Source organism: Oscillibacter sp. CAG:155, assembly GCA_000436875.1.
Classification (GTDB): Bacteria; Bacillota; Clostridia; order Oscillospirales; family Oscillospiraceae; genus Oscillibacter.
Genome location: FR890942.1, coordinates 409 through 16,742, shown reverse-complemented (window position 1 = coordinate 16,742; position 16,334 = coordinate 409). Strand labels below are relative to the sequence as shown.

At 60.8% G+C, this 16,334-nt stretch carries 18 protein-coding genes and 1 riboswitch; of the genes, 12 read left to right on the top strand and 6 right to left on the bottom strand.

The window, feature by feature from the left end:
* The first annotated feature begins 115 nt into the window (after window positions 1–115).
* Window positions 116–358: an AbrB/MazE/SpoVT family DNA-binding domain-containing protein gene (locus QZL67_RS08570; protein WP_022290314.1), complete on the top strand. Its 243-nt coding sequence runs from the start codon at window positions 116–118 to the stop codon at window positions 356–358.
* Window positions 359–414: 56 nt separating this feature from the next.
* Here QZL67_RS08570 and rsmI read toward each other — a convergent pair whose 3' ends face one another.
* From rsmI to QZL67_RS08555, 3 genes are all read right to left on the bottom strand, one after another.
* Window positions 415–1,245 carry a 16S rRNA (cytidine(1402)-2'-O)-methyltransferase gene (gene rsmI / locus QZL67_RS08565; RefSeq protein WP_022290313.1) on the bottom strand — a complete coding sequence of 277 codons (831 nt, stop codon included), beginning with the start codon at window positions 1,243–1,245 and terminating at the stop codon, window positions 415–417.
* 14 nt (window positions 1,246–1,259) lie between these two features.
* Complete coding sequence (locus QZL67_RS08560) at window positions 1,260–1,976, bottom strand: tRNA1(Val) (adenine(37)-N6)-methyltransferase (protein ID WP_022290312.1); 717 nt, start codon at window positions 1,974–1,976, stop codon at window positions 1,260–1,262.
* Window positions 1,977–2,159: 183 nt separating this feature from the next.
* Window positions 2,160–2,333 carry a DUF362 domain-containing protein gene (locus QZL67_RS08555; RefSeq protein ID WP_022290311.1) on the bottom strand — a complete coding sequence of 58 codons (174 nt, stop codon included), beginning with the start codon at window positions 2,331–2,333 and terminating at the stop codon, window positions 2,160–2,162.
* A gap of 293 nt (window positions 2,334–2,626) precedes the next feature.
* Here QZL67_RS08555 and QZL67_RS08550 point away from each other — a divergent pair, with 293 nt between their 5' ends.
* The 6 genes from QZL67_RS08550 (at window position 2,627) to QZL67_RS08525 (ending at window position 10,108) form a co-directional block, all read left to right on the top strand.
* Complete coding sequence (locus QZL67_RS08550; protein ID WP_022290310.1) at window positions 2,627–3,082, top strand: CtsR family transcriptional regulator; 456 nt, start codon at window positions 2,627–2,629, stop codon at window positions 3,080–3,082.
* Window positions 3,083–3,157: 75 nt separating this feature from the next.
* Complete coding sequence (locus tag QZL67_RS08545) at window positions 3,158–3,697, top strand: UvrB/UvrC motif-containing protein (protein ID WP_022290309.1); 540 nt, start codon at window positions 3,158–3,160, stop codon at window positions 3,695–3,697.
* Window positions 3,698–3,730: 33 nt separating this feature from the next.
* Complete coding sequence (locus tag QZL67_RS08540; protein ID WP_022290308.1) at window positions 3,731–6,193, top strand: ATP-dependent Clp protease ATP-binding subunit; 2,463 nt, start codon at window positions 3,731–3,733, stop codon at window positions 6,191–6,193.
* Window positions 6,194–6,355: 162 nt separating this feature from the next.
* Window positions 6,356–8,206 carry a hypothetical protein gene (locus QZL67_RS08535; RefSeq protein WP_022290307.1) on the top strand — a complete coding sequence of 617 codons (1,851 nt, stop codon included), beginning with the start codon at window positions 6,356–6,358 and terminating at the stop codon, window positions 8,204–8,206.
* Between the two features lie 31 nt (window positions 8,207–8,237).
* Entirely contained in the window at window positions 8,238–8,795 is a 558-nt protein-coding gene (locus QZL67_RS08530) for a hypothetical protein (protein WP_022290306.1), read from the top strand.
* Between the two features lie 176 nt (window positions 8,796–8,971).
* Window positions 8,972–10,108 carry a pyridoxal phosphate-dependent aminotransferase gene (locus QZL67_RS08525; RefSeq protein ID WP_022290305.1) on the top strand — a complete coding sequence of 379 codons (1,137 nt, stop codon included), beginning with the start codon at window positions 8,972–8,974 and terminating at the stop codon, window positions 10,106–10,108.
* Between the two features lie 40 nt (window positions 10,109–10,148).
* Here QZL67_RS08525 and QZL67_RS08520 read toward each other — a convergent pair whose 3' ends face one another.
* Complete coding sequence (locus QZL67_RS08520; protein WP_022290304.1) at window positions 10,149–10,325, bottom strand: hypothetical protein; 177 nt, start codon at window positions 10,323–10,325, stop codon at window positions 10,149–10,151.
* 90 nt (window positions 10,326–10,415) lie between these two features.
* Between QZL67_RS08520 and QZL67_RS08515 the strand changes: the two genes are divergently transcribed.
* The gene (locus QZL67_RS08515) at window positions 10,416–10,646 is read left to right on the top strand and encodes a helix-turn-helix domain-containing protein (RefSeq protein ID WP_022290303.1); all 231 of its coding nucleotides are present in this window, start codon (window positions 10,416–10,418) and stop codon (window positions 10,644–10,646) included.
* A 51-nt stretch (window positions 10,647–10,697) separates the two neighbouring features.
* Here QZL67_RS08515 and QZL67_RS08510 read toward each other — a convergent pair whose 3' ends face one another.
* Entirely contained in the window at window positions 10,698–11,018 is a 321-nt protein-coding gene (locus QZL67_RS08510) for a putative heavy metal-binding protein (RefSeq protein WP_022290302.1), read from the bottom strand.
* 69 nt (window positions 11,019–11,087) lie between these two features.
* Entirely contained in the window at window positions 11,088–12,185 is a 1,098-nt protein-coding gene (locus QZL67_RS08505; RefSeq protein ID WP_022290301.1) for a M20 family metallopeptidase, read from the bottom strand.
* Window positions 12,186–12,358: 173 nt separating this feature from the next.
* A riboswitch (Lysine riboswitch) is annotated at window positions 12,359–12,527 on the top strand.
* A gap of 120 nt (window positions 12,528–12,647) precedes the next feature.
* Here QZL67_RS08505 and dapA point away from each other — a divergent pair.
* The 4 genes from dapA to QZL67_RS08485 all read left to right on the top strand — a co-directional run bounded on the left by dapA (window position 12,648) and on the right by QZL67_RS08485 (window position 16,097).
* Entirely contained in the window at window positions 12,648–13,535 is an 888-nt protein-coding gene (gene dapA / locus QZL67_RS08500) for a 4-hydroxy-tetrahydrodipicolinate synthase (protein WP_022290300.1), read from the top strand.
* Window positions 13,532–14,251 (top strand): 4-hydroxy-tetrahydrodipicolinate reductase, encoded by a 720-nt coding sequence (gene dapB / locus QZL67_RS08495; protein ID WP_022290299.1) that lies wholly within the window; start codon window positions 13,532–13,534, stop codon window positions 14,249–14,251. The genes dapA and dapB overlap by 4 nt, the downstream gene beginning before the upstream one ends.
* Window positions 14,252–14,254: 3 nt before the next feature.
* Window positions 14,255–14,950: a 2,3,4,5-tetrahydropyridine-2,6-dicarboxylate N-acetyltransferase gene (gene dapD / locus QZL67_RS08490; RefSeq protein WP_022290298.1), complete on the top strand. Its 696-nt coding sequence runs from the start codon at window positions 14,255–14,257 to the stop codon at window positions 14,948–14,950.
* A 196-nt stretch (window positions 14,951–15,146) separates the two neighbouring features.
* Window positions 15,147–16,097, top strand: a complete 951-nt coding sequence (locus QZL67_RS08485) for a ComEC/Rec2 family competence protein (protein ID WP_022290297.1) — start codon at window positions 15,147–15,149, stop codon at window positions 16,095–16,097.
* The last annotated feature ends 237 nt before the right edge of the window (window positions 16,098–16,334 follow it).

The following is a 16,334-nucleotide window of genomic DNA, read 5'->3' as shown; positions in this document are numbered from 1 at the left end:
GCTGTCCTACAGCCATTGTATCACGGGTATCCCAAAGCCTGCTGATCGTTAAAAGTGAACCAAGCAGATACACTTTAAACTGTCTGCAAATCTTATTATACGAGGAAGTAAAGTTGTGAAATCAACCGGTATTGTGAGAAAGGTCGACGAACTGGGTCGAATCGTACTGCCCATCGAAATGCGCCGTACCTTGGACATTGCGGAGAAGGATGCACTGGAAATCTATGTGGAGGGCTCGTCTGTCATTCTGAAAAAATATAAACCCAGCTGTGTTTTTTGCGACGCCACAAAGGATATCGTGGTGTTCAAGGGAAAAAATGTCTGTCCCGCCTGCCTGAAGGAGCTCAAAAACCTGTGAGCATGTGCGAATAACCCCCCGCGTCTGCCTGCCGGCAGAGGCGGGGGGCTTTTTGCTTACTGTTCCAGTGCTGCGGCGTACAGCTCGTTTTTGGAAAGGCCGGTGTGGGAGGCCACCTCCCGGGCGGCATCCTTGAGCCGCATGCCCTGCTCCCGCAGGGCCAGGACCTGGGCCACGCCGTCTTCCAGTGTCACAGCGGTACCGGTCTTGGAGGGGGCGCCCTCTACCACCAGCACGTATTCGCCCTTGGGGGTGTTCTCCCGGTAGTGGTCCACGGCACCTTTGATGGTGGTGCGCATGGTCTCCTCGTGGAGTTTGGTCAGCTCCCGGCACAGGGCGATCCGGCGGTCCGGGCCGAAAGCCTCGCACAGATCGTCCAGGGTAGTGCGCAGCTTGTGAGGCGCCTCGTGGAAGATCATGGTCCGCTCCTCTGTGCGGAGCTGTTCCAGCCGTTCCCGCCGACTTTTTTTATTGACGGTCAAAAAGCCCTCGAAAGTAAAGCGTCCGGTGGGAAGGCCGCTGACCGCAAGGGCGTTCACCGCCGCACAGCAGCCGGGGATGGACAGCACCGGTACACCGGCCTCGGCGCACAGGCGCACCAGGTCTTCCCCGGGGTCTGAGATGGCGGGGGTGCCGGCGTCCGTCACCAGGGCGCAGGACTCCCCAGCCAGCAGCCGGGAGAGAATCGCCTGCCCGGCGGTGACGTGGTTGTGTTCATGATAGCTGACCAGAGACTTTTTGATCCCGAAGTGATTGAGCAGCTTTACGGACACCCGGGTGTCCTCGGCTGCAATGAAATCCACCGTCTCCAGTGTCTCCACCGCACGAGGGGAGAAGTCCCCCAGATTCCCGATGGGCGTGGCGACCAGATAGAGCGTGCCGCTCATGGCAGTTCCTCCTGTTATCTGAAATAAATGGCGTCTACCTCCGGCGTGGGCGTACCGGCGGCGGTCCGCAGCAATAAGGGCGGCTCAATGGAAAGCCCCGGCTTTCCGCCCCGGCGGCTCTCGCACAGCACCAGGGAGGGAGCGGCCCCCGCCGTCTTGCAGACAAAGCGCAGCCGCTTGGGTTCCAGGTGGCTTGTCCGCAGGGTATACAGCAGATCCGTCAGCCGCTCCGGCTTGTGTACCAGGCAGAAGCTGCCGCCCCAGCGCAGCAGATAGGCTGCCGCTTGGCAGACCTCCTCCAGTGTGCAGTGGACCTCCGCCCGGGCGCTTTGCCGGGGTGCCTCTGCTGCCAGCGCTCCGCTGCCGGGGGCATAGTAGGGGGGATTGCACACCACCAGATCAAAGCTGCCGGTGTCCAGCAGGGAGCGGATCTGCCGCAGGTCCCCATGAAGGGGGAAAAAGCGGTTGGTCAGGCGGTTTTCCATTGCTGCCTGCTCCGCCAGGCGGACTGCTTCCTCCTGCAGCTCCACCCCCGTGACTTGCAGCTCCGGCTGCCGCTGCAGCAACAGCAGTCCCAGAAGTCCGGTGCCCGCACCCAGATCGCACACCCGCAGTCCGGGCCGCAGCCGGGGCAGGGAGGAGAGGAGAAAGGTATCCGTCCCCGGGGGAAAAAGCGTGTCGTCATAGACAAAGCGGTATCCGCCGGGACAAAGGGACTCCCAATGCTCCACCAGATGCACCTCCTGCGTGTTTTTTCCCATTATAAAGAAAACTGCCGCCGGCCGCAAGTCCCGGGAGGATCTTCCTGGGGCGGAGCGGGCACCATCCGGGCGGGGACGCCTTGCCCGTTGGTGGAAAAAATCAAGAAAAATGCCGCAAGCCAAAGGCTTGCGGCATTTTATGTATCCCTTTGATTATTCCTCGGGGACGATGGCGCCGTTGGGGCAAGTATCGCTGCAAGAACCGCAGTCCAGGCAAGCGGCAGCGTCGATGACGTACTGGTCATCGCCCTGGCTGATGGCACCAGCGGGGCAGACATCCGCGCAGGAACCGCAGCTGACGCAAGCAGAAGTAATCTTGTAAGCCATTGGGGTTGCACCTCCATTAGAATTAGTATGATTTATTGTAGCATACTTTTTCAAAAATGCAAGGGTTCCTGTCAAAGAGATCATGGAAAATTTGTGAAAAAATTTCAAGAGCAGCGGCAGAAAAGGTTTGCAAAAGCTAACTGTTCACAAATTGTTTTCTATTTCGTCAAAGAAAGTCAAAAATCATCTCTTGACAATTGCGGGAGTCGTGATATACTAATCATCAGATAAAGGTTAAAGAAAGTCAAAGTCAAAAAAAGAAAGGCAAAGACAGAAAATGAGGAGGGCTACCCGTGGGAATTTCCGATTTGATTGCCAGCTTTTTGCAGGAGAGTCTGGAGGAGGCTGAAAACGGTGTGCTGGAGGTCCAGCGCAGCGACTTGGCGCAGCGATTCAACTGCGTGCCCAGCCAGATCAACTATGTGATGTCCACCCGGTTTTCTCCGGAGCGGGGCTATATTGTGGAAAGCCGCCGGGGCGGCAACGGGTATATCCGCATCACCCGGGTCCAGATGGACCACCAGACACTGCTGATGCACGTCATCAACTCTCTGGGAGACGAGGTGGACCTGGCGTCAGTGCGGGCCATCCTCAGCAACCTGGTACAGTCCGGTACCCTGGAGGAGAATATGGGCCGGGCGCTGCTGGCCGCCGTGGGTGATAAAGCCCTGGCCGCTGTGCCTCGGGATAAACGGGACCACGTCCGGGCTGCCATTCTCAAACAGGTGCTGATCCTGCAGGTGCAGTAGTCTCCCGGCCCGGCACCGGCAGGGCACCTTTAACAAGCGTACAACACAATCGTTTGAAAATAGGAGGAACCAATTATGAAATGCGAAAATTGTGGCAAGAATGAAGTCACCTTTATTTATCAGAGCAATGTGAACGGACATGTGGAGGAGAAGCACCTTTGCAGCGACTGCGCGGAGAAACTGGGCTACACCCAGCGGATCGCCCAGCACAGCCGCTCCATGATGCAGAACTTCTTCGGAGACGGGTTCTTTGGAAACAGTCTCCTTGGAGATGGATTCTTCGGCGATTCTTTCTTCGGAAATGCCTTCGCCCCCGTGCCCAGCCTGATGAACCGGATGAGCCGGATGCTGGAGGACCCCTTTGACGACTTCTTCAGCGATATGCCGGCACTCTCTGCGGCACCTGTGCAGCAGACGGTCCAGACGGAGGAGCACAAGGACGACCTGGTGGGGAAGGAAGAGCAGAGCCGCTTCTCCAGAATGCGGCAGATGAACGCATTGCGGATGGAGCTGAAGAAGGCTGTCCATCAGGAGCATTTTGAACGGGCCGCAGAGCTGCGGGATCAGATCCACGCGCTGGAGGCCCAGCACAAGGAAGAGAAGAAGGACAACTGACGGTGTCCTTTCCGAAAAGAAAGGAATGATACCATGAATGAAAATAAATTCACACCCAGGGCGGAAGAGGCCCTGCGGCTTTCCCAGGAAGCGGCCGGTGAGCTGGGCCACGGTTACGTGGGTACAGAGCACCTGCTGCTGGGACTGATCCGGGAGGAGGACGGCATTGCCCACAGCGTCCTGATGGAGGCGGGGCTGAGCGATGAGATGATCGTGGAGATCATCAAAAAGAGCGTCGGTGCCGGCCTTCCCGGCAGCAACCCCGCTCAGGGGCTGACGCCCCGGGCCAAGCGGGTTGTGGAGATCGCCATGGAGGATTCCATCCGGGGCGGTTTCAACTACGTGGGTACGGAACATCTGCTGGCAGGCATTTTGCGGGAGGGCAACAACATGGCAGTCCGCATCCTGCGCACCGCTGGTGTGGACGCCCGGCAGCTCTACACGGCGCTGATGCAAAAGCTCAAGGACCTGCCCCGAGCCAAGAGTGAAGAGAGCGGGAAGAGCGCCGCTTCCCTCAAGGACGATGGCGGCGGCAAGGCCAAGACGCTGCGGGAGTTTACCCGGGATCTGACCGCCGACGCCCGCAGCGGTCGGCTGGACCCTGTGATCGGCCGGGATGAGGAGATCCAGCGAGTCATCCAGATCCTCTCCCGCCGCACCAAGAACAACCCCTGCCTGATCGGCGAGCCCGGCGTCGGCAAGACTGCCATCGCCGAGGGCCTGGCGGAGAAGATCGTGCTGGGCGATGTGCCGGACAACCTGCTGGACAAGAAACTCCTGTCCCTGGATCTCTCCGGCATGGTGGCCGGCACCAAGTACCGGGGCGAGTTTGAAGAGCGGATCAAGAAGGTACTGGAGGAAATCCGCAGAGCCGGCAATGTGCTGCTGTTCATTGATGAGCTCCACACCATCGTGGGCGCAGGCAGCGCCGAGGGTGCCGTGGATGCGGCCAATATCCTCAAGCCGGCCCTGAGCCGGGGCGAGATCCAGGTCATCGGCGCCACGACCCTCAACGAGTACCGCAAGTATATCGAAAAGGACGCCGCCCTGGAGCGCCGGTTCCAGCCGGTGCAGGTGGGCGAACCCAGCCAGGAGGCGACGCTGGAGATTTTGAAGGGCCTGCGTGGAAAGTATGAACACCACCACAGCCTGCAGATCACCGACGAGGCCCTGGAGGCAGCGGTGAAGTTGTCCGTCCGCTATATCAACGACCGTTTCCTGCCGGATAAGGCCATCGACCTGATGGACGAGGCCGCCTCCCGGGTGCGGATGGAGACGGAGGAGATCCCGCCGGAGTTCAAGAGCCTGGAGGAGAAGCTGGCCTCCGTGTCCAAGGACAAGGAGGAGGCTATCTCCAAGCAGGACTTTGAGACCGCAGCCAAGCTCCGTGATATTGAGCGGGACTACCGGGATCAGGTGGAGCAGGAGCGGGACAAGCGCCGCAAGAAGAACCAGCAGCACCGTCCCGTCACCGCAGAGGATATTGCCGCCGTGGTCTCCGGCTGGACCGGCATCCCCGTCACCCGTATGACGGAGGACGAGGGCGAGCGGCTGCTGCATATGGAGGATACGCTCCACGAGCGGGTCGTGGGTCAGGACGAGGCGGTCCAGGCCGTGGCCCGGGCCATCCGCCGCGGCCGTGTGGGCCTCAAGGACCCCAAGCGTCCCATCGGCTCCTTCCTGTTCCTGGGCCCCACCGGCGTAGGTAAGACGGAGCTCTGCAAATCCCTGGCGGAGGCCATGTTCGGCGATGAGAACGCCATGATCCGTATCGACATGTCCGAGTACATGGAACGGCATACGGTCTCCCGCCTCATCGGTTCGCCTCCGGGCTATGTGGGCCACGAGGAGGGCGGCCAGCTCACCGAGAAGGTCCGCCGCAAGCCCTACTCCGTGGTGCTCTTCGATGAGATTGAAAAGGCCCACGAGGATGTGTGGAACATCCTGCTGCAGATTCTGGACGACGGCCGGATCACTGACTCCCAGGGCCGTACAGTGGACTTCAAGAACACCGTTATCGTCATGACCAGCAACATCGGCGCAAAGAGCCTGATCGCCGCCGGCGGCCGCCTGGGCTTCTCCGCCGAGGAGCCGGGCAGTGACCCGGATGCTGAGAAGCGGTTCCAGCAGGCCAAGGAGACGGTTCTGGCGGAGCTGCGCCAGACCTTCCGCCCCGAGTTCTTGAACCGGATCGACGACATCATTGTCTTCCGTCCTCTGACGGAGCAGGACATCCAGGAGGTGGCCCGTCGGATGCTAAAGGCGGTTTCCGCCCGTATGGAGGCCATGGGCATTCATCTGGATGCCAGCGACGAGGCAGTGGCGGAACTGGCCAAAGAGGGCTTCGACCCCAAGTACGGTGCCCGTCCCCTGCGTCGGGCCATCCAGAACAAGGTGGAGGACGCTGTGGCCGAGCGGATGCTGGACGGCACGCTCCAGACTGGCGACACCGCCAAACTCACGGTGGAAAACCAGCAGCTTTTGGTCACCAAATAATTCCAGCGCACAAAGACCGCCGGAGGGCGAATCCCCTCCGGCGGCCTTTTTTACGTTTCGGGGATGGGAGCCCCGGAGCAGCGAGATGGACTTGATTTGTTCATAGATTTCCGGTATCATGATACTCACTTTTTCTAAGAGAGAAGAAAGGAGCATGTTTTCATGCCGTTCCAATTCCATTTCGGAGGATTTGACCCCAGCGGGTTTGGGGGATTCCAGGGCGGAAACGACGGCGGGTTCACGCCGCCGCAGCGGCCGAAAAAGGCCCGCAAGCCCCGCCGGGCCATCGGCAATGCCTTCACGCGGACGCTCATCAATCTGGGCGTGACGGTGCTTTTCGGCCTTGCCTATTTCTATGCGGAACTGCCGGCCATCAACCTCCACGCGGAGGAGTTCTATGTCTTTGCCTTTTTGCTCTGCGCGGTGTACTGCGTGTGCGCGGTGTTCACCTCCGGCTTTCAGGGGGACGGCGTCAAGGGATATGCCCGCTTTGTGAAGAAACAGTGCACGGTGCCGTTCCTGGTGCTGCTGGCCCTGATCGCCGCCATCATCGTGGGCGCGGTCTCCTCCTGGGTGGTGATCCGGGCGGGCAGTTACAGTGAGCTGCTGTCCCTGAAGACCGGTGACTTCACCGCGGAGGTGGAGGAGATCAGCTATGACCAGATCCCCATGCTGGACGCGGACTCCGCCGAGCGGCTGGGCAGCCGAAAGCTGGGCGAGCTCAGCGATATGGTCTCCCAGTTTGAGATCCTGCCCTCCTATACCCAGATTAACTACCAGGGCCGCCCTGTCCGGGTGACCTCTTTGGCCTACGGCGATCTGGTGAAATGGTTCACCAACCGTTCCGATGGTCTGCCCGCCTATATCGTCATCGACATGGTGACTCAGGAGGCGGAGGTGGTCCGGCTGGACGAGGGCATGAAGTACACCACCGCCGAGCACTTCGGGCGGAACCTGGAGCGCCACCTGCGCTTCCACTATCCCACCATGATGTTTGCCGATCCCGTCTTTGAAATCGACGAGGAGGGCGCGCCCTACTGGGTCTGCCCCAGAATGGTCAAGACCATCGGTCTCTTCGGCGGCACGGACATCCAGGGCGCCGTGCTGGTGGATGCCATCACCGGCGAGAGCCAGTACTATGAAGAAGTGCCCAACTGGGTGGACCACGTCTACGACGCCGATCTGATCATGGAGCAGTACGACTACTACGGCATGTATAAGAACGGCTTCCTGAACTCCATCTTCGGCCAGCGGGACGTGACCCTCACCACCGAGGGATACAACTATATCGCCATTGGGGACGATGTGTATATGTACACCGGCGTCACCTCTGTGACCTCCGACCAGTCCAACATCGGCTTCCTGCTCTCCAACCAGCGTACCAAGGAGACTCACTTCTATTCCATTGCCGGCGCCACGGAGGCCTCCGCCCAGGCCAGCGCCGAGAGCCAGGTCCAGCAGATGCGCTATGAAGCCACATTCCCGCTGCTTTTGAACATTGCCGACCAGCCCACTTACTTCATGTCCCTCAAGGGCGCCGACGGACTGGTGAAGATGTACGCCATGGTGAATGTCCAGCAGTACAACATCGTGGAGACCGGAGGCACCGTGGCTGAGTGCGAGGCCAATTACCGCCGGGCACTGGCCAACAACGGACTGATCCAGGACAGTGAGGCGGAGGTGGTCCCCAGCGACCAGACCGTGGTTCCGGGCACCATCTCGGAGATCCGCAGCGCCGTGATGAACGGCAACACCTATTACTTCTTCCGGTTGGGAAGCGGCGATCAGGTCTTTTACCGGGTCAATGCCGAGGAAAATCCGCTGGCGGTGATTCTGAACGTGGGAGACGCAGTGGAGCTGGTCTGCGCCGTCGCTCCGGAGGACGCATCCGGGCGGAGCATCGTGGATGCCTCGTCCATCTCGCTGCAGGACGGGGCCTATCAGGAGACGCTGCTCCCGGAATCCACAGACCAAACCCCGACCCAGTCCGCTGGGGAACAGTCCGCCGCCTGAATCGGCGCGGCAAATGAAAAAGGAGGTTTTTATGAGTGATCTGAAAAACTTTGTCTCCCTGCTGACGGGGACCTTCAATAACCAGGCCCAGCTTCGGGAGCTGGAAGCCCGGGGGGTGACGGGCTATCCTGCCGCCCGCCACGTAAACACCCCCATCAATCACCTGATCGACGGATTGCCGACGGACTTTGCCGGGGTTTTCCTGCTGGAGGAGAGCGACTACACCGTGGGCAGCCGGACGAATCCCATGCCCCACCTGTTCCTTTTCACCCAGGAGCCGGACGGACGGGTGAAGCTGACCAGCTATGACATGCCGGCCGGCTACACCAAGGAGACCTTCCGAGCGGAGAAACTGGGCCGCCTGCAATACGGGGACCTGGTGCCCTCCGCCAAGTTCACCCCCGCCCTGTATGAATACAAGGACGGCGCCTGGGAGGGCGGCAGCGAGAGCATGTTCACCCCCGTGCTGAAGTTCAAACTGTGGGAGCGGTTTACCCCGGAAGTGCTGGAGGTGTCCGAGTCCATGGAGATGAACGGAAAGCGGACCTTCGGCTATGACGAGCCGCTGGAATACCGCCGCTGTGAGTAAAAGACGAAAGCCCCGCCGGTGTGGGAAAAATCCGGGCCCCGCCGCTGATGCGGCGGGCTTCTTTTTGCGCTCTGCAGAGAGGGGAATGTGTGCCTTTTTCTGGAAAACGGGCGTTGACAAGGCTTTTTTGCGCGCTTATACTAAAGTCCATAAAATTATCGAGGAGCGTGAGACCCATGGACCTGAGACTCAACGACGCAGTTGTGAAAGTGGAGCTGTCCGGCATCCGGCAGTTTACCTATCTGGTGCGGGACACCCCCGGCGCCTGCGCCCTGACCATCGGCGAGCCGGATTTGAATACCCCGGATGCCATCAAGGAGGCCGCCAAGGCCGCCCTGGACGACAACGACACCCATTACCCTCCCGGAAACGGCTATCCCTATCTGCTGGAGGAGATCTCCAAGTTTGAGGCGCAGGCCCACGGGCTGCACTATACACCCGACGAGATCATCATGACCGTGGGTGCCACGGAGGCGCTGTTTGCCAGCTTCTCCACCATTTTGAACGCCGGTGACGAGGTCATCATTCCCACCCCTGCCTTCGGCTTGTATGAGGCGCTGGTGCAGCTGAACCAGGGCGTGCCGGTTTCCCTGCCCACGGAGAACAACCACTTCCAGATCGACCCGGAGGCCCTGCGGGCTGCCATCACGCCCCGGACCAAGGCCATCATCCTGACCTCGCCCAACAACCCCACCGGCTGCATGTACACCAAGGAGACGCTGGACGGCATCCATGATGTGCTCAAGGACAAGCCGATCTTCGTGCTGTGCGACGACGTGTACCGGACGCTGGTCTACAAGGAGGGTTACCACAGCTTTGCGGAGTACCAGGACATGCGGGACCGGATCATCGTCATCAACAGCTTCTCCAAGCCCTATGCCATGACCGGCTGGCGGCTGGGCTACTGCATGGCGGATGCCCCCATCATGGACCGGATTCAGGTGTTCCACCAGTATGCCGTCACCTCTGTGCCCTCCTTTGTTCAGCGGGCCTGTGTCACGGCGCTGCACACCCCCACCGACGACGTGGTGGAGATCTTCCGCAAGCGGCGGGACTATGTGTACAAGCGGCTGACGGATATGGGGCTGGAGGTGGAAGAACCCACCGGCGCGTTCTACATGTTCATCAACATCCAGAAATTCGGCATGGACTCCCTGACTTTCTGTCGCCGGATGCTGCAGGAGGGACTGGTGGGTGTCATCCCCGGCATCTACTTCGGCACGGAGGGCTACATGCGCCTTTCCTACTGCTATTCCGACGCGGACCTGAAAGAGGGCCTGGACCGGATCGAAACGTTCATCAAGAGCCTGTAAAGGCCAAAAAAAGCGCTGTGCCGCCGGCACAGCGCTTTTTTCATTCCCTTGGGGCCCAGTTGGGACAGGTGTCGCTTTGGGTGCGCTTTTTCTTCCGGGGATAGACGCAGTGCCCATAGGCGATGGGACAATAGCAGTTCCCGATTTTGATATAATGGCGGCGGAAGTGGACGCAGCCGCCGCACACGGCCTCGTCCTGGGCGCAGTAGGGGGGCATGGACATCACCTCACGGTCATAATAGTCGCAATAAGACTATAAGTCAATAGTCTTACAAAGACTATTATAAACTGATGTCGGTGATGAAACATGATCTTTCCGAGAATCCGGGACCTACGGGAGGACCGTGACTGGAACCAGACAAAGGTCGCGGAGTATCTGGGGGTCCGTCAGACGACATATTCCAAATATGAGTTGGGGAAGATAGCGCTTCCGGTGGACTTGATGATGAAACTCGCTGACCTCTATGGCGTCAGCGTGGATTATCTGCTGGGCCGTACGGATGAGCCCAGACCCTATCCCAAAAGCAGACGCAAATAAAACCAGCGAAACGGGGAATGCCCGTTCCGCTGGTTTTTCGTTACCGGTGATTCAATCCAGAGAGACCGCCGTTCCGCTGGCGGTGACCATCAGCATGCCGTTGTTGGCGCCCAGCACTTCGTAGTCCACGTCGATGCCCACCACGGCATCGGCGCCCAGAGAGGCCGCCCGCTGCTCCAGTTCGCTCAGCGCCTCGGCCCGGGCGTTCATCAGCTCCGCCTCGTAGGTGTTGGAGCGGCCACCGAAGAAGTTGGAAAGCCCTGCGGTAAAGTCCTTGACAAAATTGACGCCGGAGATCACCTCGCCGAAAACGATGCCATGATATCGGGTGATGGTATGGCCCTCCACAGAGGGGGTGGTAGTGAGGATCATATGCGTTGCCTCCTTATGTAAAAAAATGGGGGAAGCGCCTGGGGCGCCGGTGCGCATGGGCAGGGGAACTTACAGGAGCAGCAGCTTTTTCAAAAATTCCACGCCCGCCGGAAGGACGGTCTCGTCGTCAAAGGTGAAGGTGGGGGCGTGAAGTTCCGCTGTGTCGCCCACCCCCAGGAAGAAGAACACACCGGGGACATACTGCTGGTAGAAGGAAAAGTCCTCCGCCGCCAGGGCGGGATGCTCCAGCAGGGAGGGGGCCTCATCCCCCAGCTGGCGGCAGACCTTCTGATAGAGCTCCTCATGGTTCCACACGGCGGGATAGCCCTCACTCAGGTGGACGTCCACGGTGCAGCCGGTCTCCTCCGCAATGGCCTTGCCGATGTCCCGCAGCTGCTGGCGGCAGAAGCGGAAGGTATCCTCCCGATAAGTCCGCAGGCTGCCTTCCAGGACGGTGCGGCCGCTGACGGCGTTGCGGACGGTGCCGGAGACCATCTTGCCGAAGCGCAGAATCCGGGGCTGGTCTGAGGGCAGGGCGTCCATCATGTCATACGCCCGTTCCAGGTAGGAGATGCCTGCTGTCAGCGCGTCCCGTCCCTCGGCGGCCCGGCTGAGGTGGACGCTCAGTCCCTCCACGGTGACGGTGACCTCGTTGGAGCGGGCCATCAAAGGACCGGGCCGGGACCACACAGTCCCCGCCGGAAGACCCGGCCACAGGTGTACGCCGAAAATGCGGCGCACCCGATAGCGCTCCAGTACGCCGCTCTCGCACAGTTTCCGGGCGCCGCCGGTGGTCTCCTCCGCGGGCTGGAACAAAAACAGCACGTTGCGGGGGAGTTCCTTTACATGTTCCGCCGTCCACTCCGCCAGAGAGAGCATCATGGCCATGTGGCCGTCGTGGCCGCAGGCGTGCATGCAGCCGGGATGCTCCGACGCATAGGGCAGACCTGTCTCCTCCGGCACTGGCAGGGCATCCATGTCCGCCCGGAAGGCCACCGTGTCGCTGCGGCCGGCGTCAAACCAGGCACAGACGCTCCCGGTGACGGGGGAAAAGACCTTGCAGCCCAGCGGCTCCAGGACGGAGCGGGCATACTGGGCGGTTTCCGGAAGCTGATTGTCCAGTTCCGGGATGCGGTGCAGACAGCGGCGATGATCAACGGCAGACATGGGAAGGACCTCCTTGCGGGACAAAAGTTTATTTCTATACTATACCACAGCCCGGCGGACAAGAACAGCCGGTGAAAAAATTTTCTTGTTTTTTTTCAGGAACTCTGTCGGAGCCTGGAAATTCCTGAAAAATTTTTCTTGCATTCATGTCTGGATGGTGGTATGATGGCCCAAAATGAGATAGAGGCGCGGATGCGATGACCCTCCGGGAGCCGGCAGGCTGAGAACGGAGGCAAGGCAAGTCCGCCGAACTCCTCGTCCGGGCGCGGGCGTGGGGTGGGTCCGCGGGGAATACCCACGGGACTGTCTGCGGTTTTTCACTGCAGGGGCGCTATCCGCTTACAGGATTCTCCGCACATTTCGTTTGCGAACGTGTGAAGTAGCTGTCGGTAGGGGCGTGTCTCTACCGACTTTTTATTTGGGCTCTGCGCCCGGAAAACGAAAAGTATGGAGGACACTACAATGAAATTCGAACATCTGCAAGGTTCCATCGTCGCCATGATCACGCCCTTCCACGAGGACGGCTCCGTAAACTTCGAAGTCTTGACCCAGCTGCTGGAGCGCCAGATCGCTGCCGGGACCGACGGCATTTTGACCCTGGGCACCACTGGTGAGTACTCCACCATGTCCCACGAGGAGGACGCCGCCGTGGTGGCCCACACCATCAAGGTGGTAGGCGGCCGGGTGCCCGTCATCGTGGGCAGCGGTTCCAACTGCACTGCCACCCAGGTCGAAAAGAGCATCCAGTATCAGGACATGGGCGCCGACGCGCTGCTGCTCATCTCTCCCTATTACAACAAGGCCAATACCGAGGGCATGTACCGCCACTTCGCCGAGACGGCGGACGCGGTCCACATCCCCTGCATCCTTTACAACGTCCCCGGCCGCACCGGCTGCTCCATCCCCGTCTCCGTGGTGGAGCGTCTTGCCAAGCACCCCAACATCGTGGGCATCAAGGAGGCCAGCGGCGATATGTCCTATGCCATGAAGATCGCCCGCTGTGTGGGGCCGGATTTCGCCCTCTACTCCGGCAATGACGATATCACCGTGCCCCTCATGAGCATCGGCGGCAGCGGCGTCATCTCCGTGTACGCCAACGTGATGCCCGCCATGTGCCACCAGATCGTGGACGATTATCTCCACGGCCGGCAGGCCCAGGCGGTGGCCAACCACCTGAAGTACCTGCAGCTGATGAATGACCTCTTCCTGGAGGTCAACCCCATCCCGGTAAAGACTGCCATGAACCTGCTGGGATTGAACGTGGGTCCCATGCGTCTGCCCCTCTGCGAGATGAGTGCGGAGCACGCGGCGGCGCTGCGGACCACCATGGAGGAGGCCGGACTGCTGTGAAGTTCCTTCTGATCGGCCGGGGCAAAATGGGCAGACTGATCCGGGAGACCGCGGAGAGTACCGGTGACGAGGTGGTGGCAGCCCTGGGCCATGACGACCTCGCCCGCCTGGACAGCATGGGCCGGGTGGCCGATGTGGTCATCGACTTCTCCCGCCCGGAGGCGCTGGACGCCGTGTGCGCGTATGTCCGCCGCACAGGAACCCCTCTGGTCTCCGGTACCACCGGATACACCCCGGAGCAAAAGCAGCGCCTGGAGGCCTTGGGGAGCGTGGCGCCGGTTCTCTGGAGTGCCAACTACTCCCTGGGCGTGGCGGTGTTCGTCCGGGCCCTGCGGGCGGTGAGCGATGTGCTCAAGCCGGATTTTGACATCGAGATCACCGAGACCCACCACAATCAAAAGGCGGATGCCCCCAGCGGCACGGCAAAGCTGCTGCTGGAGGCCATCGACCCCCAGCACACCCTGACGCCTGTCTACGGCCGGGAGGGCATCTGCGGCCCCCGGAACCGGAACGAGGTGGGCATCCACGCCCTGCGGGGCGGCACCGTGGCAGGAACCCACACCGTCCACTTCTTCGGCACCGACGAGGAGTTTTCCATCACTCACCGGGCTGCCAGCCGCCAGATCTTTGTCAGCGGTGCGCTGCACATGGCCCGGCTGCTGGCGGGAAAGCCCGCCGGGGTATACGACCTGCAAAAAATCTTATTTGGAGAGTGACCTATGAACGCACAGGAAATCATCGACTATATCGCAAACTCTGAGAAAAAGACCCCGGTGAAGGTGTATGTCAACACCTCCGCTCCCGTGGATTTCGGCTCTGCCAAGGTCTTTGGCGGTTCCGGCAGCTTCACCGTGTTCGGCGACTGGCAGGAGCTGGGCCCCATTCTGGAGGCCAACCGGGATAAGATCACTGACTGCGTGGTGGAAAACGACCGCCGCAATTCCGGCGTGCCGCTGCTGGACCTGAAGAACCTGAAGGCCCGTATCGAGCCCGGCGCCATCATCCGGGAGAAGGTGGAGATCGGCGAGGGCGCCGTCATCATGATGGGTGCTATTTTGAACATCGGTGCCGTGGTGGGCAAGGGCACCATGATCGACATGGGCACCGTCCTGGGCGGCCGGGCCACCGTGGGCGACCACTGTCACATCGGCGCCGGTACTGTGCTGGCCGGCGTGGTGGAGCCCGCATCCGCAACGCCCGTCATCGTGGAGGACGACGTGGTCATCGGCGCCAACGCGGTGGTGATCGAGGGCATCCACATCGGCCGGGGTGCCGTGGTGGCCGCCGGCGCGGTAGTTATCGAGGACGTGCCGGAAAACGCCGTGGTGGCCGGCAGTCCCGCCCGCGTCGTGAAGATGAAGGACGCCAAGACCGAGGGCAAGACCGCTCTGGTGGACGCGCTGCGGAACCTGTAAGACGGCCTCGCCGCCTATTTGGAGACAGAAGCAAACTGAAAAATGAAAGCCCCCGCCGGATTCCGGCGGGGGCTTCCTTCGTCAGGACGCCGAAATTTCCACGGGAAATTTTGGTATCCGCCGGAGGCTGGGACGCATTGCCTCAGGACCACAGATGTGTTATGGTAGAAACAACAATTTCACAGGGGGGATGGGCATGCTGGTATTGGATTTTATCAACGTAGGCAACGGCGACGCCATTTTGGTCCGGGAGATGGACGGTGATACGCAGCGCTTTGCCATGCTGGTGGACTGCGGCCACGACGCGCTGGAGCGGGATGACCACCCGGGGCTCAACGACCCCAACTCCCGCCGCATTTACGCCGGGGACTTTCTGCGGAAAAACGGCGTGACCCATCTGGACATCCTGCTGCTGACCCACTTCCACCGGGACCACGTGGGAGGATTGGAGCGGGTTTTGGAGGCGGTGACCGTGGGGGAGCTGCTGACCACCTATCTCCCGCCGGCGGATGCCGCGCCGCTGGACCCGGACGGGGACAACGGCCTGCCCAAGGCCGCCCGGAATTTTCTGCGGTGCATGGACCTGTACGCCATCCCCCTGCGCCGCCATGCCGGACGCATCGCCCGCCGGACGGAATTGAAAGGCAACCGGCCTGTGACGCTGATGCTGACGCCGGAACTGACCATGGACATTCTCTTCGGCGAGCCGGCGCTGTACCCCCGGCAGAAGGAGCTGTGCGATGCGGCGTTCCGGGGCGAGCGGGATGGCTATGACCTGATCCACTGGGCCAAGTCCATGAACGTCTCCAGCCTGCGCCAGCGGCTGTACTACCACGGCCGGGAGATCGTCCTGGGCGGGGATGCCTATGCCCACATGTGGGAGACCTGCACCGCGACCCCCTGCGAGATTTTGAAGGTCCCCCACCATGCCTCCCTGTCCTCCACCACCCGGAAGCTGCTGAACCTGCTGCAGCCCAAGACGGCGGTGGTGTGCGTGGCTGCCCGGCGCCCGGACGAGCGCCCCCATCCCTACATCATCTCGCTGCTGCGGGAGTTTACGGACGATGTGCGCTTTACCGACGCTGTGGAGATCCCCGGCCTGGTAAAGCCGGTATACCACGAGTCTGTGCATCTGGAACTGTCATGAGCGGAGGCAGCCGCGGTCTGCGGCGGTCTTCGTTTTGTTTTGTTTACAAAGTTCCCCTTGTTTTTCGGGGGGGACGGGAGTACCATAAAAGCAGGAAGAGCGGAACATTTGTACCGGTTGGAAAGGACAGAACTCCCATGAAACAATGGATGAAAAGAACAAGCGCCGCGGTGCTGGCGGGTCTGGCACTCAGCTCCGGCGCACTTGCGGCGGGCACGGAGGTGCCGTCCCGGACAA